The organism is Roseicyclus marinus (genome assembly GCF_030163795.1).
GTDB lineage: Bacteria > Pseudomonadota > Alphaproteobacteria > Rhodobacterales > Rhodobacteraceae > Roseicyclus > Roseicyclus marinus.
This window is the reverse complement of the sequence record NZ_JASJOF010000004.1, coordinates 209,282-232,070: the sequence shown is the minus strand read 5'-3', so window position 1 is coordinate 232,070 and position 22,789 is coordinate 209,282. Positions and strand designations below refer to the sequence as shown.

The window sequence follows — 22,789 nt, the reverse complement described above, 5'->3', positions numbered from 1 at the left end:
GGTGACATAGGGCGTCGGGGCGGCGGTGTCATCAAACGATCACATCTGAAAGGGGTGTGGCGGTGCTTTGCTGGTCGCTGGACGGCGTCGCATTGGGCGCATAGCCTGTTTTCCAGGTGCAAAGGAGTTGTGAGGGGGCATTCGATGCGGGCGATCATCTTTCTGGCCGGGGTGGCGATGGCGGCAAGCTGGGCGCTGGTCTGGATCGAGCCGCCCTTTGCGGGGCCCGACATTTCGCCCATGGCTTTGGTGCAGCGCGGCACCTTGAGCCTGTCGGCGGAAACATCTTGGCAGGTCTGGGTGTTTCTGGGCGGGTTCGTGGCGGCGGGTCTTGCGGCATTGAGCGCGCTGAGGGGGCGGGGGTCCGCCCTTTTGTCGCTGGCCGCGGGTCTGTCGCCGCTTGTGATCCTGGGCGATGCGCTGATCCGGGCCGATGGCGTCCGCCGCGATCTGGGCCTGCCGGTGCCGGTGGAGTTTTCCGATCTCGCGCAGAGTTGGGATCTGCTGCAGGATTTCATCCGCGCCGGCTTTTGGGCCTATGCCGGGGGCGCGGCCCTGTTGCTGGTCGCAAGCCTGTCGGTGCTGGTGTCGCGGCGGTGAATTACTGCTGCGGGGCGACGCAGGACGCCGTCAGCTGTTCGTAGCGCGAGAGGATCCAGCCCGGCGCATCGGAGGGGATTTCCGCCTCGACCCGGTCCTGAAGGTGGGCAAAGACCGTCGCCGAGCGGCTGTCGGCGACCATGGAGACGGGTTCGGAACCCACGACCCGGTCATAGGCGATGAAGGCCACGACCACGAGCAAGACGCCGCGCGCCACCCCGAAGAGAAAGCCCAAGCCCGCATCGACGCCGCCGATCACCGAGCGTTGCACGGCGGTCGAGAAGAGCGGCGTGAAGAGCGACACCACGACGAGCGCCACGGCGAAGACGCCCGCAAAGCTGGCCATCACGCCCAATTCGCAGCTTTCACCAATGAAATCGCCCAGATAGGGCACCTCGCGGATGAGCGGCAGCGCGTTGGGCGCGAAGATGAAGGCCACGACGGCGGCAAGGATCCAGCCACCGATCGACAGGATTTCGCGCACGAAGCCGCGCGCATAGGCGAGGATCGCCGAAACGACGATCACGCCGGCCACGATGCCGTCGATGAGGGTGAACCCGTCCATGTACCCGCCTTACCCGTTCCCGCCCCGGTGGTGAACCGCGACTTTACCCCGCCCCGAAGATCTCGCCCACGAAACCGGGAAGATCGGTCATTGCCTGCATCCTCACGCCGGTGTCGGCGCCCAGCTTGCACCCTGCGGGCGCAATTGCGGAGGAAAAACCAAGTTTCGCCGCCTCTTTCAACCTGTTTTCCGCCTGAGACACCGGACGCAGGGCGCCGGAGAGCGAAACCTCGCCAAAGACGACGCAATCATGGGGCACGGCGGCATCTTCGCGGGCCGACAAAAGGGCGGCGGCGACGGCGAGGTCGGCAGCGGGTTCCGAGATGCGCATCCCGCCCGCGATGTTGAGATAGACGTCGAGCCCGGCAAAGGAGATGCCCGCCCGCGCCTCGAGCACGGCGAGGATCATGGACAGGCGCCCGCCGTCCCAGCCGACGACCGCGCGGCGGGGTTGCGACAAGGAGGAGGGGGCGACGAGGGCCTGGATTTCCACGAGAACGGGGCGCGTACCCTCGATCCCTGCGAAGACGACGGAGCCCGGCGCGGGGGTTTCGCGGTCCGACAGGAAGAGGGCGGAGGGGTTCGTGACCTCGGCCAGACCCATGCCCGTCATCTCGAAAACGCCGATTTCGTCGGCCGGGCCGAAGCGGTTCTTGACCGAGCGCAGGATGCGGAACTGGTGGCCGCGTTCGCCCTCGAAATAGAGGACGGTGTCAACCATGTGTTCGACGACGCGGGGGCCTGCGATCTGGCCGTCCTTGGTGACGTGACCCACGAGCATGACGGCGACGCCGCGACGCTTGGCGAAGCTGGTCAGCTCATGGGCGGAGGCGCGGACCTGGGAGACGGAGCCGGGCGCGGCCTCGACCGTGTCGAGCCACATGGTCTGGATCGAATCGATGATGGCGAGGTCGGGGGTTTCGGCCTCGAGCGTGGTGAGGATGTCGCGGAGGTTGGTTTCGGCGGCGAGCATCACGGCGCTGTCGGCGAGGCCGAGGCGCTGGGCGCGCATCCGGACCTGTGCGGTCGCTTCCTCGCCCGAGACGTAGATCACCTTGGCGCCCGCGCGGGCGAAGCTGGCGGCGGCCTGCAAGAGCAGGGTGGATTTGCCGATGCCGGGATCGCCGCCGACGAGCGTGGCGGAGGCGGGCACGAGGCCGCCGCCCAGAACGCGGTCAAGCTCGGCCATGCCGGAGGTGCGGCGGGGCGGGGGCGTTTCCTGGGCACGCAGGTCGGTCAGGCCGATGCGCTTGCCCTTCATCGCGCCGAGCGCGGTCTTGCCGGGGCCGGCGGAGAGGGGTGCTTCCTCGGTGATCGTGTTCCAGTCGCCGCAGGCGTCGCAGCGGCCGGACCATTTCTTGTGAACGGCGCCGCAGGCGGAGCAGATGAATTGGGTGACGGGTTTGGCCATGGAGCAGGCTTATCCGAGGGGCGGGGGCAGCGCCAGTAGCCCGCGTTCAGATCCGGCCCGTCTGCCAGAGGAGCGCAAGGCCGAGGCCAAGCGTCAGGGCCACGCGGAACAGGATGCTGCGCGGATCGCCCTGCCGCACATCGGCAAGGCCGCGGTGGAGGCCGAAGGCCAGCCCGCCGCCGATCAGGATCGCGGCAAGGGGGATATGGCCGGGCAGGGCAAGGGCTGCGCCCGCGATCAAAAGGACGAGCCCACCCGCGACGGGCGGTCCCGCGCGGCGGGCGAGGTTGAGCGCCATGCCGCGTTTGCGGGCAGGCAGGCGTTCCCCGATCAGGCGCTGTGCCCATGTCAGTGCCGCGAGGGCCGCGTAGAGGCAGAGAAACGTGGCGAGGATGGGGGCGAGCGTGATCATGGGGAAGCGCTAGCCCAGCGCGCCCCGTTTCGCCAGATGCGCCGTGCCGAGCGCGGCGGCGAGGGAGGCGAGAACGCAAGCCGTGAAGAGCCAGAGGCCCCATGCGGTTTCGACCCGGCCGACGGCCATGCCCTTGGCCAGCGTGATGTAGAGCGCGATCAGGAAGACATCGGCCATGGCGAGTTTGCCCAAGGTTTGGACGGCGGGAAGAAGGGTCAGGGGCGCGCGGCCAAGGTGGATGAGGGCGAGCGCCACGGTCTTGGCCATGGGGGCCACAAGGGCGAAGAGCGCGACTAAAAGGGCCAGCGCCGCCTCGCCGTCCTGCCAGAGGGTCGAGAGGCCCGACAGGATCGAGATTTCCGACAGGCCAAAGAGCGGCAGGAGGCCCGCACGCATCAGGGGGGCGGCCCATGAGACGGGGAAAAGCACCAAAAGCGCGAGGTTCAATGCGGTGAGCAGGCGGAGCATGGCAGGCATATGGGGGGCGGTGGGCACGCCCCGCAAGCCTTTAGTGCAAGCCCCCGCTTCGTGCGCCCTAGCGCACGGCCTTTGTTTCGTGCGCCTTTAGCGCACGGCGGCGATGGGGCCTACGGCCGATCCCGTCACGAATTGGCGGAGATAAGGATCGTCGGCGGTGTCGATCTCTGCCACGGGGCCGTGCCAGCGGATCTTGCCATTGTGGAGCATGGCGACCTTGTCGGCGATGGCGCGGACCGAGCTCATGTCATGGGTGATGGTCAGGGCGGTCGCGCCCATCTCGGTCACGATCTCGCGGATCAGGTCGTTGATGACGCCCGACATGATCGGGTCGAGGCCGGTCGTGGGCTCGTCGAAAAAGATGATCTCGGGCTCGGCGGCGATGGCGCGGGCAAGGCCCACGCGCTTTTGCATCCCGCCCGACAGTTCGGACGGGTAGAGGTCGGCCACATCGGGCGTCAGGCCCACCCGGCGCAGTTTTTCGATCGCGATCTCGCGCGCCTCGAGTTTTGGCCGTTTTTGCCGCCCGCGCAGGAGGCGGAAGGCGACATTCTGCCAGACCGGCATGGAATCAAACAGCGCGCCGCCCTGAAAGAGCATCCCGAAGCGGGCAAGAAAGGCGTCGCGGTCACCTTTGGTCACATCCTGCCCGTCCACGGTGATCTGGCCGGTATCGGGGATGACGAGGCCGAGGATGCATTTGAGACAGACCGATTTGCCCGTGCCCGAGCCGCCGATGATCACGCAGCTTTCGCCCTTTGCCACATCGAGCGTCAGGCCGCGCAGGACCTGTTTCGGGCCGAAGGCCTTGTGGACATCGGAAAGGGCGATCATGCGGTGAAGAACAATTCGGTCAGGAGGTAATTGGCGGCGAGGATCAGGATCGAGGCGGAGACGACGGCATTGGTGGTGGCCCGGCCCACGCCCTGCGCGCCGCGGCCCGAATTCATCCCGTGATAGCAGCCCATAAGCGCCACGAGAAAGCCGAAGACCGCGCCCTTGATCAGGCCGGAGGTCACGTCCCAAACTTCGAGGAAATCGACGGTGTTGCGCAGATAGGCGGCCTCGTTGAAGCCGAGGCGGGTGGTCGAGACGAGATAGCCACCGAAGATGCCGATCGCATCGCCCACGGCGACCAGCACCGGCAGGCTGAGCGTGGCGGCAAGGATACGCGGCACGGTCAGGTATTTGAGCGGGTTGGTCGAGAGCGTGACAAGCGCGTCGATCTGTTCGGTCACTTTCATCGTGCCGATTTCGGCGGCGATGGCGGCGGCCACCCGGCCCGCGACCATGAGGCCGCCGAGGACGGGGCCAAGCTCGCGCACGATGCCGATGGCCACGATCTGGGGCACGACCGCCTGCGCGTCAAAGCGCGAGCCCCCGGCGTAGATCTGCAGCGCCAGCGCGCCGCCGGTGAAAAGGGCGGTCAGGCCCACCACGGGCAGCGAAAGCCAGCCGATATGGAGAAGCTGGTGCAGGAATTCGCGCGGATAGAAGGGCGGGCGCAGGATGTGGCTGACGGCGAGCGCGGCATAGATCGTGACGCGCCCGATGGCCGAGAGCATCGCCAGCGTGGACCGGCCGATGGCCGCGACGGGGGAGAGGAGCACCATCATTGGCCGATATGGCGGCGCTGGTAGCGCCGTCCGAGCGAGGTGAGGATTTCGTAGCCGATGGTGCCCGCGACCTCGGCCAGTTGGTCGACGGATTGCTGGGGCCCGAGGATGTCGAGGTGGTCGGGGATCTGGGGCAGGTCGGTCACATCGACGGTCAGGAGATCCATGGAGACGCGACCGGCAAGGCGGCAGTGGTGATCGCCTGCGAATAGATGGGCCGCATTGCTCATGTATCGGATGAGCCCGTCCGCGTAACCCGCTGACAGGGTTGCAAGTTTTGTCGGGCGTTCGGCGGTGAAGGTCGCGGAATAACCGACCGTTTCGCCCATGGCGACATCGCGGATCTGAACCACCGGGAGCGACAGGCGCACCACGGGACGCGCGGCGGCAAAGGGCAGGCCGCCGTAGATCCCGATGCCGGGGCGGGTCAGGTCGAACTGGTAGTCGGGACCAAGCAAGATGCCGCCCGTGGCCGAAAGGCTGCGCGGGGCGGTGACGCCTGCGGTCATGGCGGTGAACTGGGCCAATTGCGCGGCGTTTTGCGGATGGTCGGGATCATCGGCGCAGGCCAGGTGCGACATGACGAGGGTGAGGGGGCCGGATTCGAGGTCCGCGCGGGTGGCGGCCCAATCGGGCGCCTCCATCCCCAGACGGTTCATGCCGGTGTCGAGTTGCACGCCATAGGGCGCATCGGGCAGGGCCGCGCGGTGGCGGGCGGCCTGTTCGGGGCTGTTGAGCATGGGGGTCAGCGCATGGTCGCGGATCAGCGCGGTGTCGCTGGCCATGTGGCCCGAAAAGACATTGATCGTGGGACCGGGGCCAAGGGCCGCGCGCAAGGTCGCGCCTTCCTCGGCGGTGGCGACGAAGAAATTGCGCGCACCCTCGCGGGCGAGGCGGGTTGCGACTTCGGCCGCGCCGCAGCCATAGCCGTTGGCCTTGACCACGGCGCCTGTCTCGCCGCGCGAGAGGCGGGCGAGGTCGCGCCAGTTGGCGGCAGCCGCGTCGAGGTCGATGGTGAGGATACCGGTTCCCATGCTGCTGTGTCGCGTCCGGGGGCCGCGGGGTCAAGCCCCTGCCGGGCGGTTGCCTATCGGCAGGGAACGCGCCTAATGCTGGAGGATGAAGTCGGGGGCGGACCTTATGCGCGATACGGCGGAGACAGGCGGCAGGGCGGGATTGCGGCGGCAGGTGGAGGTGTTCCTTCTGGCGGTGCAATTCCTGACGCGGCTGCCCGTGCCGCGCGATCTGCCCTGGTCGGAGGAACGGCAGGCGGCGTCGATGGCCTATCTGCCGCTGGTGGGGCTGTGCGTAGGGGCGATCGGGGGGCTGATCCTGTGGGGGGCGGCGCAGGTCTTTCCCATGATGGTGGCGGTGCTGATGTCCTTGGCCGCGACGCTTTGGGTGACGGGGGCCTTTCACGAGGACGGGTTGGCCGATGCGGCCGATGGGCTGGGGGGCGGCGCGACGCAGGAGCGCGCGCTGGAGATCATGCGCGACAGCCGGATCGGGAGTTACGGGGCGGTCACGCTGGGGGTTGTGTTGGCGCTGAAGGTGGCGGGGCTTGTGGCCTTGCCGCTGGGGATGGCGGTGGCGGTATTGGCGCTGGGCCACGGGATCAGCCGATACGGGGCGGTTCTGGTCATGTTTTTGGCGGATTACGCGCGGGCGGAGGGGGCAAAATTCGCCCCCCCCACGATTTCGGCGGGGGGGCATGGGGTTGCCTTGGCCTCTGCGGTTGCGATGGCTGCGGGGCTCGTGGCGCTGGTAGGCTTTGCCGGGGTCGTGGGCTTGTTGGGGTCCGCGATCCTTGGGGGAGTGGTGACGCGGGCCTACCTGCGCAAGCTGGGCGGGTTCACGGGCGATTGTCTGGGGGCGACGCAGCAGATGGCCGAATTGGGCCTGATCCTTGGGGTGCTGGCGTGGGTTTGATCGGGTGGCTTTGATTTTGGTGCGGCATACGACGCCGGATGTGGCCAAGGGCATCTGCTACGGGCGGACCGATCTGGCGCTGGCGGCCAGTTTCGCATCGGAGGCCGAGGCGGTGGAGGCGCGGCTGTCGGGGATGATGCGGGACCTGCCGATCCTGTCTTCGCCCCTGACGCGGTGCCGGAAGCTTGCCGAGCGGCTGGGGCCGCATGCGGTGCATGCCGCGTTCACCGAGATGGATTTCGGGCGCTGGGAAGGCGTGAGTTGGGACGCCATCCCGAGGGAGGAGCTGGATGCCTGGGCTACCGATTTCATGGGGGCGCGGCCCCATGGCGGCGAAAGCGTGGCCCAGTTGCGCGACCGGGTCGCGGCGGGGTTGGAGCGCGTGCCGCAGGATTGCGTGATCGTCACCCATGCGGGCGTGATCAAGGCTGTGGCGGCGATTTTGGGCCATCCCGAAGGCTGGGAAATCAAGCCCGCATTCGGCGAGGTCGTGGCGTTTCAGTAGCCGGGATCGGCGCCCTGCTGCCACGGCTTCACGAGATTGCCGAAGCGGGTGAAGCGGCCCTCGAAGCTGAGTTCGATGGTGCCGACGGGGCCGTGGCGCTGCTTGCCGATGATGACCTCGGCCTTGCCATGGAGCTGTTCCATGTCCTGCTGCCACTTGGTCATGGCCTCGAGGTTCTCTTCGCCCGGCTTCTCGCGTTCTTTGTAGTATTCGCCGCGATAGACGAACATCACCACGTCGGCGTCTTGTTCGATCGAGCCGGATTCGCGCAGGTCGGAGAGCTGCGGGCGCTTGTCCTCTCGGGATTCGACCTGGCGCGAGAGCTGCGAGAGGGCGATCACAGGGATGTTGAGTTCCTTGGCGATGGCCTTGAGACCTTGGGTGATCTCGGAAATCTCGTTCACGCGGTTCTCGGACCGGCCCGAGCCGCGCAGAAGCTGGAGATAGTCGACGATCAGGAGGTCGAGGCCTTGGGGCGCGCGCTTGAGCCGGCGGGCGCGGGCCGCGACCTGGCCGATGGGCAGGGCGGGCGTGTCGTCGATATAGAGCGGGCAGCGTTCGAGATCGCGGGCCGCGTGCAGGTAGCGTTCGAATTCGGCCTCGGTCAGATCGCCCTTGCGGATCAGTTCGGAGGGGATTTCGGCGGCTTCCGACAAGATCCGCTGCGCAAGCTGCGCGGCCGACATTTCGAGGCTGAAAAAGCCCACGACGCCGCCGTCGATTGTGCCCTCGGTCCCGTCTTCCCTCAGGCCCCGTTTCCACGCCTTGGCGACGTTGAAGGCGATGTTGGTCGCAAGCGAGGTCTTGCCCATGGAGGGACGCCCCGCGAGGATCAGAAGGTCGGATTTGTGCAAGCCGCCCAGCATCCGGTCCATGTCGGTCAGGCCGGTGGACGTGCCTGCCAGCTTGCCGCCCCGGTTATAGGCGGCATTGGCCATGTTCACGGCATCATAGAGGGCCGAGAGAAAGGAGACGAAGCCCCGGTTCGTGCTGCCCGAGGAGGCGAGCGTGAAAAGCTCGGTTTCGGCGGCGACGATCTGGTCGTCGGGGGCCACATCCTCGCGCATGGAGCGGGCGCGGTCGGTGACGCGCTGGCCGAGCGCGATCAATTCGCGGCGCACGGCGAGATCGTGGATGAGCTGGGCGTAGTCGCGCGCGGCCGAGGTGGCGATGGCCGAAAGCTGCAGCCGCAGGAGGTATTCGGCCCCGCCCAGATCCTTGAGGCCCGGGATCTCGGAGACGAAATTCTTGAGCGTGGTCGCGTCGGTCGCCAGCCCCTTGACGATGCGGGCCTGTGCCATCGCGAAGATCTCGCGGTGGACGGGATCGTGGAAATGGTCGGGTTTCACCAGATCCTCGATCCGGTCCAGCACATCGTTCGACGACAGGATCGCGCCCAGAAGCTGTTGTTCGGCCTCGACGTTATGGGGAAGGGCCGGGGTATCCGTGGCGGGCAGGGTGGAGGAGGTCGGAACCGGTACGCGCTCGTTCATGCCTGTTCCCCTTGCCCTGTCCCCGGTGTGCGTCGTGTCATGCCCTGCGGTGCGGGTCGCGCCCCGAACACCGCGCCGTCGGTGGAGGTCGGTATAGCCCTGCGTGACGGCCGCGCGTCAATCGCCCAAAGCTGTGAGTAACTTGTGAGCAGTTTTGAGCGCAAGATATGGGGCGACAGGGCGGTATCGCCCCCGCATCTGGGGGCAGCCTAGCAGGGATGTGACGGATTCGCCACGTTGCAAGCCCCGGTGCGGACGGGCTTGGATCAGGCCAGCCCGCGCGCGGCGCGCCAAGCCTCGGGATCGGCGAGGAATCGTTCCACCTCGGCCAGTGTTTCTTCGGTGAAATCGCCGCCGCGCCGCGCCTCGGCGATCACGTCGGCCCATGTCGCGAGGTAGTGCAGCGTCAGGCCATGGTCGGCCAGCCGTTCCTCGGTGCCCGCCATGACGCCGTAGAAGAAGACCACGGCGGTATGCCCGCAGGTCGCGCCTGCCGCGCGGATCGCATCGACGAATTTCAGCTTGGACCCGCCGTCGGTGGTCAGATCCTCGACCAGAAGCACGCGGTCGCCCTCGCGCATCTCGCCCTCGATCTGGGCGGTGCGGCCATAGCCTTTGGGCTTTTTGCGGACATAGGACATGGGAAGGCCCATGCGCTCGGCCACGAAAGCGGCGAAGGGGATGCCCGCCGTCTCGCCACCCGCGATACTGTCGAAAGCCTCGAGCCCCGCGGCCTCCATCACCTTGCAGCACAGGAAATCCATGCAGGTGGCGCGCACGCGGGGGTAGGAGATGATCTTGCGGCAATCGATGTAGGTGGGGGCCTGTTTGCCGCTGGCGTGCGTGTAGAGTTGGTCGGTGTTGAAATGCACCGCCTTGATGTCGAGGAGCATCCGGGCGGTGAGGCGGGCCATCGTGGCGCTGTCGGGGTAAGCGGTGGGGATCATGGCTGGGGTCCGGATCTTTTTTCCGTATTTTCAGGAAGATGAAGGGGGCGGCGCGTATCAGGCGAGGACGTGCCAGTGCAGCGGGTGGCCCGGATCGAAGACGGTGACGGGCCCCGCGCCGGTGACGATCTTGGCGGGATAGGCTGCGGGCGTGTCGCGCTTTTCGAGCGTGATCGTCGTGTCGTTCGGCTTCAGACCGTAGCGGGCGGGGCCGAAGAGGGAGGCGAAGCCCTCGAGCTTGTCGAGCGCGCCGTCCTCCTCGAAGACATGGGCAAGGCAGGACAGCGTGTTGGTGGCCGAGAAGACGCCTGCGCAGCCGCAGGTCGATTCCTTGGTCGGGTCGGTATGGGGGGCGCTGTCGGTGCCGAGGAAGAAGCGCGGATTGCCGGAGGTGGCCGCACGGCGCAGCGCCTGTTGATGCGTGGAGCGTTTCGCCACCGGCAAGCAGTAGTAATGCGGACGGATGCCGCCCACGAGCATGTGGTTGCGGTTGATCATCAGGTGGTGCGTGGTGATCGTGCCCGCGATATCGCCCGACGCCCCCGTCACGTAGTCGATGCCGTGGCTGGTGGTGATGTGTTCGAGCGTCACCTTGAGGTCGGGGATACGGCGGCGGAGCGGATCGAGCACCGTGTCGAGAAAGACCTGTTCCCGGTCGAAAATATCGACCTCGGGTGTCGTGACCTCGCCGTGGATGCAGAGCGGCAGTCCGATTTCGGCCATTTTCTCGAGGACAGGCGCGACCTTGGTGAGATCGCGCACGCCGGATTGGGAATTGGTGGTCGCGCCTGCGGGATAGAGTTTGACCGCATGGATCAGCCCCGCGGCATGGGCAGCGGCGACATCGGCGGGATCGGTCGCCTCGGTCAGGTAGAGCGTCATGAGGGGGGTGAAATCCATCCCCGCAGGCAGCGCGGCCATGATCCGGTCGCGGTAGGCGCGCGCGTCATCGCCCGTGACCACGGGGGGCACGAGATTGGGCATGACGATGGCGCGGGCGAAATGGCGCGCGGTTTCGGGCAGGACGCCCGCCAGCATTGCGCCATCGCGCAGGTGGAGGTGCCAATCGTCGGGGCGGCGGATTGTCAAACTTTGGGTCATGGGGAAATCCGGTACAAGGTTCGGGCGCGGCCTGCAAAGGGCAATTCTGGCTCGGGAGCGGAAGATGGAGCGGTTTTCGTGGCGTCCGGCCCTGCTGGCCCGGCGTCGGGAGGTCCGGGTGTCGGACGAGGGACTGTACGAGGGGGCGGGGCCGCTCTGGGCCTGGGCCGATCTGGAGGAGATCGGTTGGACCCATGACGTGCTGCGGGGGGCGGTGATCGTGACCCTGCGGCTGCACTGGGGGCGGCGGGAGGTGCGGCTGGGCTATCGCGGGCGGGGGCCGGTGCCGGGCGATTGTGCGCGGATGCTGCGGGCGGTGATGTGCGCCGCAGCAGCGGCACGGCCCGGCATGGGGGTGGTGCTTGGCCATGGCGGCGGGGCGCGGCGCGATCTCTTCGCGATGGCCGTGGTGCTGTTCGTGGCGGGGTTGGCGGCGGTTTTGCTGGGGCTGTGGTGGTTTGTCACCGCCGATCCGGGCGAGGCGCTGGGCCCGGGGATCGCGGGGGCGGTGGTGAGCGCGATGGCCGTGGGGATCGCGGCAGGGAACCGGCCGTGGGTGGCCCCGCCCGAGGTGCCGGTTGCGGAGGTCGTGGCGCGGATCGAGGCTTTGGCAGAGGTGTGATCGTGTGGATGTGCCCGATTTTTGAGCAGATGCCTGTTGGTGGGGCGTTTGTGTGGCGAGATGGCTTGCCACCGGCGCGACGGGGAGCCTAGCCTCGGCCCCGAGATGTTGGACGAAACGCCCCTTTCCGCGCAGATGCAGCGCGTCGCGGGCCGCGCCGGGGCCGTGATGGGCGCGTGCGGGCGGCTGGAACGGCTGTGGCAGCAGGGGTCGGCCAAGGCGATGCTGCCCCGGATGCATGGCCGCGCGCCGGAGGTGGTGTTCCTGAACACGGCGGGCGGGCTGACGGGCGGTGACCGGCTGGACTACCGGCTGGAGGTGGGCGCGGGCGCGCATGTCGTTGGCACCACGCAGACGGCAGAACGCGCCTATCGCAGTGGCGGGGGCGTGGCGCGGGTCGAGACGCGGCTTGTGGTGGGACGGGGCGCGCGGCTCCATTGGTTGCCGCAAGAGGTGATCTTGTTCGAGGGCGCGGGGCTGGAGCGGCTTTTGGTGGCCGAGATGGCGGGGGATGCGGAACTGGTGGTTCTGGAGACGCTCGTGCTGGGCCGCGCGGCGATGGGCGAGCGGTTGCGTGATCTTCGGCTGACCGACCGGCGCGAGGTGATCCGCGACGGACGGCCCGCGATAGTCGAGGCGATCCGGCTTGGGCCCGACGATCTGACGCGGGCGGGGACGGCTGGGCTGAACGGCGCGGTGGCGGTGGCGACGCTGAGCCTGTTTGCGCGGGATGCGGCCGACCGGCTGGCGCGGCTGCGCGCGGTCTTGCCGGGGGACGGGCCGGTGCGCGCTGCGGCGTCAGGCTGGGACGGGCGGGTCGTGGCGCGGTTCATGGCGGCGGAGGCCTTTCCCTTGCGGCGCGCGGTGGCGCGGGCTGTGGCAACCTTGACCGATGGCCCGCTGCCGCGGGTCTGGCAGATCTGAAAGATGAGGACGAGATGAACCTGACCCCGAGGGAAAAGGACAAGCTGTTGATCAGCCTTGCGGCCATGGTGGCGCGCGGGCGGCTGGCGCGGGGCGTCAAGCTCAACCACCCCGAGGCGATCGCGCTGATCACGGATTTCGTGGTCGAGGGCGCGCGGGACGGGCGGAGCGTGGCCGACCTCATGGAGGCGGGGGCGCATGTGGTCACGCGCGAGCAATGTATGGATGGCATCCCCGAGATGATCCATGACGTGCAGGTCGAGGCGACATTTCCGGATGGCACGAAGCTTGTGACCGTCCACCACCCGATCCGTTGAAGGGAGAGACGCGATGATACCGGGCGAGATCTTTCCGGCCGAGGGCGATATCGAGCTGAACGCGGGGCGGGAGGCGGTGGTGCTGACGGTTGCCAACACCGGGGACCGGCCCGTGCAGGTCGGCAGCCATTACCATTTTGCGGAAACCAATGCGGCCTTGGACTTTGACCGGGAGGCGGCACGGGGGATGCGGCTTGACATCGCGGCGGGCACTGCGGTGAGGTTCGAGCCGGGCCAGACGCGCGAGGTGCAGCTGGTTCCCTATGGCGGGGATCGCGCGGTCTGGGGCTTCAACAAGGCGGTGATGGGCGCGCTGTGACGCCTTGCGCGCGGCATCATCGGGGTCTTGGCGGCATGAGCTGAAACAGGGAGGAACCCCACGATGTGCGATATCTGCGTTATGAACAAGGTGAAGGAGCGGATGCTGTCGCGCCGCGATTTCTTTCGCGGGACGGCGGCCATGGCGGCAGGGGCGGCGGCCATCGGGGTTGCGGGTGCGCCCACGCCGCTGAGGGCGCAGGCCGCGGGCATGAGCGTGGTCGACATGACCCATACGCTCGGGCCAGATTTCCCGACGTATTTCGGCGAACCGCAATTCGCCGCCGAACAGCTGTTCAACTTTGCCGAGAACGGCTTCAACCTGCTGAACCTGACGATCAACGAGCATACGGGAACGCATATCGACGCGCCGTTGCATTTCTCGGCGGATGGTCTGTCAGTCGACGAGATCCCGGTGAGCGATCTGGTGGTGCCCTTGTGCGTCGTCGATATCGCGGCGCGTGCGGCGGGCGATGCCGATACGCAGGTGACGCCCGATGATTTGCAGGCGTGGATCGCGGCCAATGGCGAGATCCCCGATGGGGCCTGTGTCGCGATGCATTCGGGTTGGGCGGGCAAGGTCGGCACGGATGGCTTCCGCAATTTCGACGGGCAGGCGCAGCATTATCCGGGCTTCCATGTCGAGGCGGTGCAGATGCTGATGGAGCAGACCGGTGCGCGGTCGATCGCGACCGATACGCTGTCGCTCGATCATGGCATGTCTGCCGATTTCGCGGCGCATTACGCGTGGCTGCCGAGCGGTCGGTTCGGGATCGAATGTCTGGCGGGTCTCGATCAGGTGCCGGCAAGCGGGGCCACGCTGATTGTTGGCGCGCCCAAGCATCGCGGTGGCACTGGTGGCCCTGCGCGCATCTTCGCGCTGGTCTGACGGCAGCGGAATGGGCACCGTTCCCCTGCTGAGCGATGAGGAGCTGTCGCCCGAGGCGGCGGCGGTCTTTGCCGAGATCCGTGCCTTGCGGGGCACGGATTACGTCAACAATTTCTGGCGCGCGATGGCGCATGACCCCGAGGGGCTGCGCGCGTTGTGGGAACGGCTGAAGGTCGTGATGGCCCCCGGCACGCTCGACCCGCTGGTCAAGGAGATGATCTATGTCGCGGTCTCGACCGCGAATGGCTGCGGCTACTGCATCCACAGCCACACGGCGGCGGCCCGGGCCAAGGGCATGACCGCGGACCAACATGCCGAGTTGATGGCCGTCATCGGCATGGCGATGCAGACCAACGGCCTTGTGCAGGGGCTGGGCGTCGAGGTGGACGCGGTGTTCAAGGCCTGAGAGCCCGAGGCCCGGCGATCAGGCCTGCGGCAATGTCAGGCGGTAGCCGGTGCCGTAGAGCGTTTCGATCGCGTCGAATTCGGGATCGGCGTCGCGCAGCTTGCGGCGCAGGCGTTTGACATGGCTGTCGACCGTACGGTCGAGCACGAAAATGTCGTTGCCGTACAGGCGGTCCATCAGGAAATCGCGTGTCCGCACATAGCCGGGACGTTCCGCCAGCGCGTGAAGCAGGCGGAATTCGGTGGCGGTGAGGTGGATCTGCGTGCCGCGCCAGAAGGCGGTCATCCGGTCGGTGTCGATCTCGAGCGGCGGACAAGAGAGCCGGTTGCGCCCGCTGTCGACCGGTCCGACCGTGCCGCGCGCCCGGCGCGTCAGGGCGCGCAGCCGTTCGGCCAGAAGCTGGGGCGACCACGGGCGGCGCAGGACGACATCGGCCCCCATGCGGAGCGCGAGGATTTCCTCGACCTCGTCGTCGCTGTCGGTCAGGAGGACGACGGGCATATCGCCCTGTTCGCGCAGGCGATGCAGCGTGGCGTAACCCTTTGTGTCTTCGGCGCGCATGTCGATCAGCGCCACATCGACCGGGGCGGACCGCAGGCTGGCCTGCGCGTTTTCGGGTTTTGCGTAGCACGTGACTTCGAAGCCGCGACGGCGCAGGTCATGTTCGAGCGCGCTGGTGGCGCGCAGATCGGCATTGATGATGGCGACATGCACCCGGTTGGCATCGGGCGTCGCGGCTTGCCCTTCTGGACGGGCAAAGTGGTCTCGAGATTCAAGTTTCATGTTTCAACCCCCACGGTTCCAGTCCGTCAACGGCAGGGCGGGCAGAAGTTTAGCGGCACGGCGAAAAAAGACTGTTGCCGGGGTCGGGCCGATCGCCCAGGGCATCTTTTCATTCTGCCTGATTTTCGGGCGATGCTGCCCGATTTGGGGGCAGGTCCGCGATCTGCGGGGGGCGCGCCTGGGGTGTCGCTTCTGCCGGGCGGGGGAGAGCGTCTAGGCTTGGCCCGTTACGGCCAGTCCATCCAAGGAACGCCCATGCCCAGCCGCATTTCCCGCGCCACCTATGCCGACATGTATGGCCCCACGACCGGCGACCGGGTGCGGTTGGCCGATACCGACCTGATCATCGAGGTGGAGCGCGATCTGACCGCGCTGAATGTCGGGCGGGCGATGAGCGGTGGCACCGGACCCAATGCCGCCATCTACGGCGAAGAGGTGAAGTTCGGCGGCGGCAAGGTGATCCGCGACGGCATGGGCCAGAGCCAGCGCACGCGGGCCGAGGGCGCGGTCGACACGGTTATCACCAATGCGCTGATCGTGGACCATACCGGCATCTACAAGGCCGATGTCGGCCTGCGCGACGGGCGCATCCACGCCATCGGCAAGGCGGGCAATCCAGACACGCAACCCGGCGTCGATATCGTCATCGGCCCGGGGACCGAGGCCATCGCGGGCGAGGGGCGCATCCTGACGGCGGGGGGCTTTGACAGCCATATCCATTTCATCTGCCCCCAGCAAATCGAGGATGCGCTGCATTCGGGGCTGACCACGATGTTGGGCGGCGGCACGGGGCCCGCGCATGGGACGCTGGCCACCACCTGCACGCCGGGGCCGTGGCATCTGGGGCGGATGATGCAGGCGGCCGATGCCTTTCCGATGAACCTTGCCTTTGCGGGCAAGGGCAATGCGTCCCGTCCCGAGGCGTTGATCGAGATGATCGAGGCCGGCGCCTGCGCCATGAAGCTGCACGAGGATTGGGGCACGACGCCCGGTGCCATCGATTGCTGCTTGTCGGTGGCCGAGGCCATGGACGTGCAGGTGATGATCCACACCGACACGCTCAACGAAAGCGGCTTTGTCGAGAACACGCTGGCGGCCATCGGCGACCGCTGCATCCATGCCTTTCACACCGAGGGGGCGGGCGGCGGACATGCGCCCGACATCATGAAGGTGGTGGGGTTCCAGAACATCCTGCCCTCGTCGACCAACCCGACGATGCCCTACACGGTCAACACGCTCGAAGAGCATCTGGACATGCTGATGGTCTGCCATCACCTCGACAAGTCGATCCCCGAGGATGTGGCCTTCGCCGAGAGCCGTATCCGCAAGGAGACCATCGCGGCGGAAGACATCCTGCACGACATGGGGGCGTTTTCGGTCATGGCGTCCGACAGCCAGGCCATGGGCCGCGTGGGCGAGGTGATCATCCGCACCTGGCAGACGGCAGACAAGATGAAGAAGCAGCGCGGGCGTCTGGCCGAGGAGACGGGGGCGAATGACAATTTCCGCGTGAAGCGCTACGTGGCGAAATATACGATCAACCCGGCCATCGTGCATGGGCTGTCGCGCCATATCGGCAGCGTGGAGGTGGGCAAGCGCGCCGATCTGGTGCTGTGGAACCCGGCGTTTTTCGGGGTGAAGCCCGAGATGGTGCTGATCGGAGGCACGATCGCGGTGGCGCAGATGGGCGATCCCAATGCCTCGATCCCGACGCCGCAACCCGTTTACTCGCGGCCCATGTGGGGCGCCTATGGGCGGTCGGTCGAACGCTCCGCCGTGACTTTCGTAAGCCAGGCGGCGCAGGCAGCGGGCATCGGGGCAGAGCTGGGTCTGGCCAAGGACACGCTGGCCGTCGAGGGCATCCGGGCCGTGCGCAAGCGCGACATGATCCACAACAGCGCGACGCCTCACGTGGAGGTGCATCCCGAGACCTACGAGGTGCGGGCGGATGGCGAGCTTTTGACCTGCGCGCCCGCGACGGAGTTGCCGATGGCGCAGCGTTACTTCATGTATTGATGAAGCAAAGGCGCGCGGTCGGGGAGGATCACATGCTGCGGGTTCTGGGTTTGGCGGCGGGCTTGGGCCTTGCCCTGTCGACAGGGGTGGCGGCGCAAAGCGGCTGCCCTTCGGGTGTTGCGCGCGACGGGGTCTGGTTGTCCTTCTCGGACCGGTCGGTCCTGACGCGGGTGCAGTCGGATGGCACCATCGCCGAGATCGAATTCGCGCAGGACGGATCCTATGTCTATGTCTACCGCACATTGCCCGTGGGGCTGGTGACGGAAAGCTGGGCGCTGGTGAACGGTTTCGCCTCGCGCGAGGAGCGTGAGACGGTGAGCTACCAAGGCACGCCCGCCGCGATCCCCGGGCCGATGCCGGGGGCAAGGTTCGACGGGATTGAAACCGCCCGCTATCCCGATGGTGGCGAAACGCGGTCGAGCGTGAGCCTTGTCGTGGGGAGCGCAAGGCCTGTGAGCATCGGCGGCTGCGCCTATACCGGCCTGCCCATCGACGTGACGCGGGTGGACCTGCAGGGCGGGCCGCCTCAGCGCGACAGCATGATGCACCTGCTGGAACTGGGCCTGACCATATACCTCGGGTTTTCCGAGGGCGCGGAGCCGCCGCAGAACGCGATGCCGCTGACCATCTCGATGACGCCGCCGCCTGTCGGCGGGACCGGGATGTCCGATGGCGGGCCGGTGATCGCGCCGCCGCCCCTGCCAGCCCCCACGAAATAGGAGAGCGCATGATGAGTACCGAGATGAGAGCAGGGCGGCTGCATCGCGCAGGTGCGTGGCAGGGCCAGCCCGTGGACCGGCTGGTGCTGGATTACGAAGGGCGGTTTTTGCGCCGCAAGCGGCTGGCGCTTCAGTCGGGGCGGTTCGTTCTGGTCGATCTGCCCGAGACCCTGTCGCTGGAGGCGGGCGATGCGCTGGAGACAAGCGAGGGCGAGATGATTGCCGTCGAGGCGGCGCCCGAGGCGCTCCTCAAGATCACGGGGGACCTGACGCGGCTGGCCTGGCATATCGGGAACCGCCACACGCCCTGCCAGATCGCGGGCGACCATCTGCTGATCCGTGACGATCATGTTCTGGCCGGGATGTTGGCCCGCCTTGGCGCGCGGGTGGAGAAGGTCACGGGCGTCTTTGCGCCCGAAGGCGGGGCCTATGGGCATGGGCGGACGCAGGGGCATGACCACGGTCCTGAGCACGGGCATGATCATGGACACGAACAAGGCCATGGACATGACCACGGGCATGATCACGGGCATGGGCTGTCGCACGCCCATGCCCATGGTCACGACCATTAAGCCATGCAAGACGCGGATCTTCTGAAGCTGGTGCAGTGGTTGTCTCCGGGGTTCCCGGTCTCGTCCTATGCCTATTCGCACGGGCTGGAGACCGAGATCGCGGAGGGGCGGGTGACGTCGGCCCGGGATGTGGCCGATTGGGTCGGCGCGGTGCTGGAGGCCGGGGCAGGGCGCAGCGATGCGATCTTGATGCTCGCCGCCCTGCGGGGCGAGGCGGAGGCCGATGCCCTGACCGATCTGGCCCGCGCGCTGGCCGGGTCGCGGGAGCGGCTGGAGGAGACCGAGGCGCAAGGGCGGGCGCTGGCCCTGACACTGGCGGCGCTGGGCGAAGGTGACGGGGTGGCGCGGCCCTATCCGGTGGCGCTGGGCCTTGCGGCGCGGGGGCTGGACCTGCCCGAGGAGACGGTCGTGCGGCTTTATCTTCAGGCTTTCGCGGGGACGCTTGTGTCCGCTGCCGTACGGTTCGTGCCCTTGGGGCAGGCCGAGGGGCAGGGCATTCTGGCGGCACTGCATCCGGTGATCGGGCGCGTCGCGGCAGAGGCAATCGTTGCGGGGCTGGACGGGATCGGTACGGGTGTTTTCGGGGCGGATCTGGCGGCGATGGCGCATGAGGATCTGGAGGTACGGATTTTTCGTACCTGAGAGCGTGGTGCCGTGAGAGGGGCCGCTGCCGGGGTGTTTTCAGTTAGGGGGCTCTGCCCGGTTGTTGTCAAAAAGGGGGCTCTGCCCCCGGCGCCTTCGGCGCCTCCCCCGGAGTTTTCGGGCCAAGATGAAGGGGCGCGGGGGCCGCGTTGACCTTGATGTAAGATGAAGGAGACGAGAGGATGGGCAGTGCGAACGGGCCGCTCAGAGTGGGGATCGGCGGACCGGTGGGCGCGGGCAAGACCACGCTGACCGAGCGGCTGTGCCGCGCCATGTCGCAGACGCATTCCGTCGCGGTGATAACAAATGACATCTACACGGCCGAGGATGCCGAGTTCCTGCTTCGCGCGCAGGTTTTGCCCGCCGAGCGGATCATGGGGGTGGAGACCGGCGGCTGCCCGCATACGGCGATCCGGGAAGATGCCTCGATCAACCTCGCGGCGGTGGCCGAGATGCGGGCGCGGCTGCCTGATCTGGACGTGATCTTCATCGAATCGGGTGGGGACAATCTTGCCGCGACCTTTTCCCCGGAGTTGGCCGATCTGACGCTTTACGTCATCGACACGGCGGCGGGGCAGGACATTCCCCGCAAGAAGGGGCCGGGGGTGACGCGCTCGGACCTGTTGGTGGTCAACAAGATCGATCTTGCGCCGCATGTGGGCGTCGATCCGGTGCAGCTGGAAGCGGATGCGCGCGCGGCGCGGGGTGCGCGGCCCTTTGTGATGGCCTCGCTCCGGCAGGGGCGGGGGGTCGAGGAGGTCGTGGCCTTTCTCAAGGAAGCGGGCGGGTTATGAGGCGAGCCGCGCCGCAAGTTCGGCGAAGCGCCGTTCGCCGGTGACATCGGCGGCATGACGCGCGATGCGGCAGGCGCGGTCGAATTGGCCTTGCGCCTGCGCGGTCGCCGCGAGCCGCCACAGATACCCGGGGTCGGCGCGGCGCGTGGCGCGCATCATCTGCACGAACCGGGTGCGCGTGAGCCGCCCGTTGGACATGGCGCGCAGGACCAGCATCAGAAGGCCCCCCGAGGCGATGAGCCGATGCGGCGCGGGCCCGGCGAAGCGCAGCGGCACGCGGATGACGCAGGGCGCGCGGAATTGCGCGGCATGGGCGGCCGAAAGGCCATCGGTCGGGTCATAGACCACGAAGGCCTGACGTGCCGCGGCGACGAGCGCGGGGGCATCGCCGTAGCGGCTGAAATCGCGGGCGCGGGCCTGCCGGAAGCGCGGGTCGAACCCGGCAAGCTCGGGATCGAGGGTGGCGGCGGGGCTGGAGGCCAGCACCAGCGCGCCGGGAGCCGTTGACGCATAGGCGCAGGCGGCGTGGCCCGCCGCCGGTCCGAAGCCCAGGAATATCACTTGGGCGAAACTGTAGAAAAAGCCCGTGGCCGCGAGGCTGTCGAAGAAGGCCACGAGATCGGCAGCGCGAAACCACGCATCGCCGGTGGACAGGATCGACAGGAGCGACCAGTCGCGCTTGCGCACGGCCTCGAACCCTTGGGGGAGGCCGTCGCGTTCCTCGGTGAAGACGCGGGCGGCGTGGTCGAAGCTGACCACCAGCGTGTCGCCCTCCTGCACGAAGAGGGCGAGATGGTCCGTGCCGATGCGTTCGAAAAAGCCGTGGTCGCGCCCGATGTCGGACAGCCGTTGCAGCCAGCCCGACCGGCTGAGGCCGCAAGCACCGGTGGCGGGGGCGGACGGGGAGGCGAGCGGCATGGTCAAGGTTCCTGGATCGTCGGGCATCTGCGAAGCGTCTGACCCATGAATACGGCAGAGCTGGGAAAAAGAAGAGGCGTTCGAGGGCGGATTATCGCTAAATCCGTAAACGGTTTGGTGACGGATTGGCGGAGGCGGGCCTTGACCGCGGGGCGCGGGGCGGGGTTCATGAGGGGGGAGAGAGGCCCGAGGGAGGCCCGAGGGAGGCTGTGTGATGAAGTCGATCGACGCGGTGCAGGCCGATTTGGCGGCGCAGGGCTATGTCTGCGGTCGGGCGCTTGCGATTGTCGTGTTCCTGTCGCTGCGGCTGGGCCGTCCGCTGTTTCTGGAGGGGGAGGCGGGGACCGGCAAGACCGAGATCGCCAAGGCCATCGCCGCGGCGCTGGGCCGCCGCCTGATCCGGCTGCAATGCTACGAGGGCCTTGATGCCGCGAGTGCTGTCTATGAGTGGAATTTCGCGGCGCAGATGGTCGCGATCCGGTCCGCGGAGGCCGCGGGCGGGGCAGAGGCGGGCGCGTTGCGCCGCGAGCTTTTTTCCGATGAGTACCTGATCGAGCGCCCGCTGCTGCAGGCGATGCGGCCCGATCCGGCCGGCGCGCCGGTGTTGTTGATCGATGAGATCGACCGGACCGACGAGCCGTTCGAGGCGTTCTTGCTGGAGGCTTTGTCCGATTTCCAGGTGACGATCCCGGAACTGGGCACGATCCGCGCGCCCGAGCCGCCCATCGTGATCCTGACCTCGAACCGCACGCGGGAGGTGCATGACGCGCTCAAGCGGCGGTGCCTGTACCATTGGGTCGATTACCCCGATCTTGCCCGCGAACTGGCGATCCTGAAGGCGCGGGTGCCCGAGGCGGCCGAGAGCCTGAGCCGGGCGGTGGTGGGTTTCGTGCAGGCGCTCAGGACCGAGGACCTGTTCAAGCGGCCGGGCGTGGCGGAGACCATCGATTGGGCCAAGTGCCTGCTGGCGCTGGACGTGCTGGAATTGTCGCCCGAGGTCATCGCCGACACGCTGGGTGCGATCCTGAAATACCAAGACGACATCCAGCGGTTGCAGGGATCGGAGGCCAAGCGGATCTTGGACCAATTGGCGGCGGAGGCACCGGTCTGACCGGGCGCGATGGGGTTGCGGACCGCCGTTGCCTGCGCCGGGGGTGAGGTTTTCCCGCGCCCGGCTCCGTTTTCTTTGACAGGGGCAGGGGCGCCGGAGTTAACCTTTTGCAAAAGAAAACTCAGCACAGGGGACAGATTATGAAATTTCTCAAGATGGCGGCATCGGCTCTCGTCGTTGCGGTGATGCTGGCGGGGGTGCAGACCGGGGCGGCTTCGGCGCAGGCCTGTCCGAGCTGGAACAATTCGACCGTTTTCGGCTCGACCACGTTGAATGCGGGGTTCATCCCCGATCCTTACGTGCGCAACCTGACGGCGGGCGGACGGGTCAGCCTGTCGGCCTGCACGGGCGGGCAATATTCGGGCTGGGTCGTGACGCGGCCGGATTTCCGGCTGTTCTACAACGGATCCTCGCCCACGGGGCGGCTGACCTTTGCGCTGGAGGCGCGGTCGAACGTCGATCCGGTGCTCTTGGTGAATGCGCCTGACGGGTCGTGGCATTTCAACGATGATTACCGGAACTTCAATTCGGCGGTCGTTTTCACCAACCCGATGGCCGGGCAATACGATGTCTGGACGGGGAGCTACCACCAATCCTCGAACAATCCGGCGCAGCTGATCATCACCGAATACAATTACTGAGCGGGGATAAGGCGGTGGTCGGCGCATCCGATCAGGGTGCTTGACCGTCGCGGGGAGAGGG

28 protein-coding genes are annotated in these 22,789 nt (G+C 67.4%); 16 read left to right on the top strand and 12 right to left on the bottom strand.

Features of this window, described 5'->3' with window-relative positions:
- Positions 1–144: 144 nt before the first annotated feature.
- Positions 145–600, top strand: a complete 456-nt coding sequence (locus QQK63_RS08275) for a hypothetical protein (protein ID WP_277823470.1) — start codon at positions 145–147, stop codon at positions 598–600.
- Between the two features lies 1 nt (position 601).
- On the opposite strand, the gene QQK63_RS08270 is transcribed toward QQK63_RS08275, so the two are convergent.
- From QQK63_RS08270 to alr, 7 genes are all read right to left on the bottom strand, one after another.
- Positions 602–1,165, bottom strand: a complete 564-nt coding sequence (locus QQK63_RS08270; RefSeq protein ID WP_277823468.1) for a CvpA family protein — start codon at positions 1,163–1,165, stop codon at positions 602–604.
- A 43-nt stretch (positions 1,166–1,208) separates the two neighbouring features.
- Entirely contained in the window at positions 1,209–2,576 is a 1,368-nt protein-coding gene (gene radA, locus QQK63_RS08265) for a DNA repair protein RadA (RefSeq protein WP_277823466.1), read from the bottom strand.
- Between the two features lie 46 nt (positions 2,577–2,622).
- On the bottom strand, positions 2,623–2,988 hold the full coding sequence (locus tag QQK63_RS08260) for a hypothetical protein (RefSeq protein ID WP_277823464.1): 366 nt from the start codon (positions 2,986–2,988) through the stop codon (positions 2,623–2,625).
- A gap of 9 nt (positions 2,989–2,997) precedes the next feature.
- The gene (locus QQK63_RS08255; protein ID WP_277823704.1) at positions 2,998–3,456 is read right to left on the bottom strand and encodes a paraquat-inducible protein A; all 459 of its coding nucleotides are present in this window, start codon (positions 3,454–3,456) and stop codon (positions 2,998–3,000) included.
- Between the two features lie 96 nt (positions 3,457–3,552).
- Positions 3,553–4,299, bottom strand: coding sequence for an ABC transporter ATP-binding protein (locus QQK63_RS08250; protein ID WP_277823461.1), 747 nt, complete (start codon positions 4,297–4,299; stop codon positions 3,553–3,555).
- On the bottom strand, positions 4,296–5,078 hold the full coding sequence (locus QQK63_RS08245; protein ID WP_277823702.1) for an MlaE family ABC transporter permease: 783 nt from the start codon (positions 5,076–5,078) through the stop codon (positions 4,296–4,298). The genes QQK63_RS08250 and QQK63_RS08245 overlap by 4 nt, the downstream gene beginning before the upstream one ends.
- Entirely contained in the window at positions 5,078–6,115 is a 1,038-nt protein-coding gene (alr, locus tag QQK63_RS08240; protein ID WP_277823459.1) for an alanine racemase, read from the bottom strand. The genes QQK63_RS08245 and alr overlap by 1 nt, the downstream gene beginning before the upstream one ends.
- A 106-nt stretch (positions 6,116–6,221) precedes the next feature.
- Between alr and cobS the strand changes: the two genes are divergently transcribed.
- Together cobS and QQK63_RS08230 are read left to right on the top strand one after the other, a co-directional pair.
- Positions 6,222–7,010 carry an adenosylcobinamide-GDP ribazoletransferase gene (cobS, locus tag QQK63_RS08235; protein ID WP_277823457.1) on the top strand — a complete coding sequence of 263 codons (789 nt, stop codon included), beginning with the start codon at positions 6,222–6,224 and terminating at the stop codon, positions 7,008–7,010.
- A 4-nt stretch (positions 7,011–7,014) separates the two neighbouring features.
- Positions 7,015–7,515, top strand: coding sequence for a histidine phosphatase family protein (locus tag QQK63_RS08230; protein ID WP_277823455.1), 501 nt, complete (start codon positions 7,015–7,017; stop codon positions 7,513–7,515).
- Here QQK63_RS08230 and QQK63_RS08225 read toward each other — a convergent pair.
- From QQK63_RS08225 to pyrC, 3 genes are all read right to left on the bottom strand, one after another.
- The gene (locus QQK63_RS08225; RefSeq protein WP_277823453.1) at positions 7,509–9,008 is read right to left on the bottom strand and encodes a replicative DNA helicase; all 1,500 of its coding nucleotides are present in this window, start codon (positions 9,006–9,008) and stop codon (positions 7,509–7,511) included. The two genes, QQK63_RS08230 and QQK63_RS08225, sit on opposite strands and share 7 nt — an antisense overlap.
- A gap of 266 nt (positions 9,009–9,274) precedes the next feature.
- Positions 9,275–9,955, bottom strand: coding sequence for an orotate phosphoribosyltransferase (locus QQK63_RS08220; RefSeq protein WP_277823451.1), 681 nt, complete (start codon positions 9,953–9,955; stop codon positions 9,275–9,277).
- A gap of 57 nt (positions 9,956–10,012) precedes the next feature.
- Complete coding sequence (gene pyrC, locus QQK63_RS08215) at positions 10,013–11,056, bottom strand: dihydroorotase (RefSeq protein WP_277823449.1); 1,044 nt, start codon at positions 11,054–11,056, stop codon at positions 10,013–10,015.
- 64 nt (positions 11,057–11,120) lie between these two features.
- On the opposite strand from pyrC, the gene QQK63_RS08210 reads away from it, so the two are divergent.
- The 6 genes from QQK63_RS08210 to QQK63_RS08185 all read left to right on the top strand — a co-directional run bounded on the left by QQK63_RS08210 (position 11,121) and on the right by QQK63_RS08185 (position 14,532).
- Positions 11,121–11,678: a hypothetical protein gene (locus tag QQK63_RS08210; RefSeq protein ID WP_277823447.1), complete on the top strand. Its 558-nt coding sequence runs from the start codon at positions 11,121–11,123 to the stop codon at positions 11,676–11,678.
- Between the two features lie 105 nt (positions 11,679–11,783).
- Positions 11,784–12,602 carry an urease accessory protein UreD gene (locus QQK63_RS08205; protein WP_277823444.1) on the top strand — a complete coding sequence of 273 codons (819 nt, stop codon included), beginning with the start codon at positions 11,784–11,786 and terminating at the stop codon, positions 12,600–12,602.
- 14 nt (positions 12,603–12,616) lie between these two features.
- Positions 12,617–12,919: an urease subunit gamma gene (locus QQK63_RS08200; protein WP_277823442.1), complete on the top strand. Its 303-nt coding sequence runs from the start codon at positions 12,617–12,619 to the stop codon at positions 12,917–12,919.
- Positions 12,920–12,932: 13 nt separating this feature from the next.
- Positions 12,933–13,238: an urease subunit beta gene (locus QQK63_RS08195; RefSeq protein WP_277823440.1), complete on the top strand. Its 306-nt coding sequence runs from the start codon at positions 12,933–12,935 to the stop codon at positions 13,236–13,238.
- 63 nt (positions 13,239–13,301) lie between these two features.
- Complete coding sequence (locus QQK63_RS08190; RefSeq protein ID WP_277823438.1) at positions 13,302–14,126, top strand: cyclase family protein; 825 nt, start codon at positions 13,302–13,304, stop codon at positions 14,124–14,126.
- Between the two features lie 10 nt (positions 14,127–14,136).
- A complete protein-coding gene (locus QQK63_RS08185; RefSeq protein WP_277823436.1) occupies positions 14,137–14,532 on the top strand; it encodes a carboxymuconolactone decarboxylase family protein in 396 nt (131 codons plus the stop codon).
- Positions 14,533–14,550: 18 nt separating this feature from the next.
- On the opposite strand, the gene QQK63_RS08180 is transcribed toward QQK63_RS08185, so the two are convergent.
- Complete coding sequence (locus QQK63_RS08180; RefSeq protein ID WP_277823434.1) at positions 14,551–15,315, bottom strand: response regulator transcription factor; 765 nt, start codon at positions 15,313–15,315, stop codon at positions 14,551–14,553.
- A gap of 255 nt (positions 15,316–15,570) precedes the next feature.
- Here QQK63_RS08180 and ureC point away from each other — a divergent pair, with 255 nt between their 5' ends.
- The 5 genes from ureC (at position 15,571) to ureG (ending at position 20,058) form a co-directional block, all read left to right on the top strand.
- A complete protein-coding gene (ureC, locus tag QQK63_RS08175; RefSeq protein ID WP_277823432.1) occupies positions 15,571–17,331 on the top strand; it encodes an urease subunit alpha in 1,761 nt (586 codons plus the stop codon).
- 32 nt (positions 17,332–17,363) lie between these two features.
- Positions 17,364–18,050, top strand: a complete 687-nt coding sequence (locus QQK63_RS08170) for a hypothetical protein (RefSeq protein ID WP_277823430.1) — start codon at positions 17,364–17,366, stop codon at positions 18,048–18,050.
- 11 nt (positions 18,051–18,061) lie between these two features.
- Positions 18,062–18,622, top strand: coding sequence for an urease accessory protein UreE (locus tag QQK63_RS08165; protein WP_277823700.1), 561 nt, complete (start codon positions 18,062–18,064; stop codon positions 18,620–18,622).
- A 3-nt stretch (positions 18,623–18,625) separates the two neighbouring features.
- Positions 18,626–19,264: an urease accessory protein UreF gene (locus tag QQK63_RS08160; protein ID WP_277823428.1), complete on the top strand. Its 639-nt coding sequence runs from the start codon at positions 18,626–18,628 to the stop codon at positions 19,262–19,264.
- Positions 19,265–19,446: 182 nt separating this feature from the next.
- The gene (ureG, locus tag QQK63_RS08155) at positions 19,447–20,058 is read left to right on the top strand and encodes an urease accessory protein UreG (RefSeq protein WP_277823426.1); all 612 of its coding nucleotides are present in this window, start codon (positions 19,447–19,449) and stop codon (positions 20,056–20,058) included.
- On the opposite strand, the gene QQK63_RS08150 is transcribed toward ureG, so the two are convergent.
- Positions 20,053–20,976: a phosphoadenosine phosphosulfate reductase gene (locus QQK63_RS08150; RefSeq protein ID WP_277823424.1), complete on the bottom strand. Its 924-nt coding sequence runs from the start codon at positions 20,974–20,976 to the stop codon at positions 20,053–20,055. The genes ureG and QQK63_RS08150 overlap by 6 nt on opposite strands.
- A 214-nt stretch (positions 20,977–21,190) precedes the next feature.
- Here QQK63_RS08150 and QQK63_RS08145 point away from each other — a divergent pair, with 214 nt between their 5' ends.
- Together QQK63_RS08145 and QQK63_RS08140 are read left to right on the top strand one after the other, a co-directional pair.
- Positions 21,191–22,087 (top strand): AAA family ATPase, encoded by an 897-nt coding sequence (locus tag QQK63_RS08145; RefSeq protein WP_277823422.1) that lies wholly within the window; start codon positions 21,191–21,193, stop codon positions 22,085–22,087.
- A 140-nt stretch (positions 22,088–22,227) separates the two neighbouring features.
- On the top strand, positions 22,228–22,728 hold the full coding sequence (locus tag QQK63_RS08140; protein WP_277823420.1) for a peptidase S1: 501 nt from the start codon (positions 22,228–22,230) through the stop codon (positions 22,726–22,728).
- Positions 22,729–22,789 lie beyond the last annotated feature (61 nt).

Bases quoted from the DNA above. Each gene is read 5' to 3' on its own strand.
- QQK63_RS08275 (WP_277823470.1), top strand. From the start codon at position 145: ATGCGGGCGATCATCTTTCTGGCCGGGGTGGCGATGGCGGCAAGCTGG.
- QQK63_RS08270 (WP_277823468.1), bottom strand. From the start codon at position 1,165: ATGGACGGGTTCACCCTCATCGACGGCATCGTGGCCGGCGTGATCGTC.
- radA (WP_277823466.1), bottom strand. From the start codon at position 2,576: ATGGCCAAACCCGTCACCCAATTCATCTGCTCCGCCTGCGGCGCCGTT.
- QQK63_RS08260 (WP_277823464.1), bottom strand. From the start codon at position 2,988: ATGATCACGCTCGCCCCCATCCTCGCCACGTTTCTCTGCCTCTACGCG.
- QQK63_RS08255 (WP_277823704.1), bottom strand. From the start codon at position 3,456: ATGCTCCGCCTGCTCACCGCATTGAACCTCGCGCTTTTGGTGCTTTTC.
- QQK63_RS08250 (WP_277823461.1), bottom strand. From the start codon at position 4,299: ATGATCGCCCTTTCCGATGTCCACAAGGCCTTCGGCCCGAAACAGGTC.
- QQK63_RS08245 (WP_277823702.1), bottom strand. From the start codon at position 5,078: ATGGTGCTCCTCTCCCCCGTCGCGGCCATCGGCCGGTCCACGCTGGCG.
- alr (WP_277823459.1), bottom strand. From the start codon at position 6,115: ATGGGAACCGGTATCCTCACCATCGACCTCGACGCGGCTGCCGCCAAC.
- cobS (WP_277823457.1), top strand. From the start codon at position 6,222: ATGCGCGATACGGCGGAGACAGGCGGCAGGGCGGGATTGCGGCGGCAG.
- QQK63_RS08225 (WP_277823453.1), bottom strand. From the start codon at position 9,008: ATGAACGAGCGCGTACCGGTTCCGACCTCCTCCACCCTGCCCGCCACG.
- QQK63_RS08220 (WP_277823451.1), bottom strand. From the start codon at position 9,955: ATGATCCCCACCGCTTACCCCGACAGCGCCACGATGGCCCGCCTCACC.
- pyrC (WP_277823449.1), bottom strand. From the start codon at position 11,056: ATGACCCAAAGTTTGACAATCCGCCGCCCCGACGATTGGCACCTCCAC.
- QQK63_RS08210 (WP_277823447.1), top strand. From the start codon at position 11,121: ATGGAGCGGTTTTCGTGGCGTCCGGCCCTGCTGGCCCGGCGTCGGGAG.
- QQK63_RS08205 (WP_277823444.1), top strand. From the start codon at position 11,784: ATGTTGGACGAAACGCCCCTTTCCGCGCAGATGCAGCGCGTCGCGGGC.
- QQK63_RS08200 (WP_277823442.1), top strand. From the start codon at position 12,617: ATGAACCTGACCCCGAGGGAAAAGGACAAGCTGTTGATCAGCCTTGCG.
- QQK63_RS08195 (WP_277823440.1), top strand. From the start codon at position 12,933: ATGATACCGGGCGAGATCTTTCCGGCCGAGGGCGATATCGAGCTGAAC.
- QQK63_RS08190 (WP_277823438.1), top strand. From the start codon at position 13,302: ATGTGCGATATCTGCGTTATGAACAAGGTGAAGGAGCGGATGCTGTCG.
- QQK63_RS08185 (WP_277823436.1), top strand. From the start codon at position 14,137: ATGGGCACCGTTCCCCTGCTGAGCGATGAGGAGCTGTCGCCCGAGGCG.
- QQK63_RS08180 (WP_277823434.1), bottom strand. From the start codon at position 15,315: ATGAAACTTGAATCTCGAGACCACTTTGCCCGTCCAGAAGGGCAAGCC.
- ureC (WP_277823432.1), top strand. From the start codon at position 15,571: ATGCCCAGCCGCATTTCCCGCGCCACCTATGCCGACATGTATGGCCCC.
- QQK63_RS08170 (WP_277823430.1), top strand. From the start codon at position 17,364: ATGCTGCGGGTTCTGGGTTTGGCGGCGGGCTTGGGCCTTGCCCTGTCG.
- QQK63_RS08165 (WP_277823700.1), top strand. From the start codon at position 18,062: ATGAGTACCGAGATGAGAGCAGGGCGGCTGCATCGCGCAGGTGCGTGG.
- QQK63_RS08160 (WP_277823428.1), top strand. From the start codon at position 18,626: ATGCAAGACGCGGATCTTCTGAAGCTGGTGCAGTGGTTGTCTCCGGGG.
- ureG (WP_277823426.1), top strand. From the start codon at position 19,447: ATGGGCAGTGCGAACGGGCCGCTCAGAGTGGGGATCGGCGGACCGGTG.
- QQK63_RS08150 (WP_277823424.1), bottom strand. From the start codon at position 20,976: ATGCCGCTCGCCTCCCCGTCCGCCCCCGCCACCGGTGCTTGCGGCCTC.
- QQK63_RS08145 (WP_277823422.1), top strand. From the start codon at position 21,191: ATGAAGTCGATCGACGCGGTGCAGGCCGATTTGGCGGCGCAGGGCTAT.
- QQK63_RS08140 (WP_277823420.1), top strand. From the start codon at position 22,228: ATGAAATTTCTCAAGATGGCGGCATCGGCTCTCGTCGTTGCGGTGATG.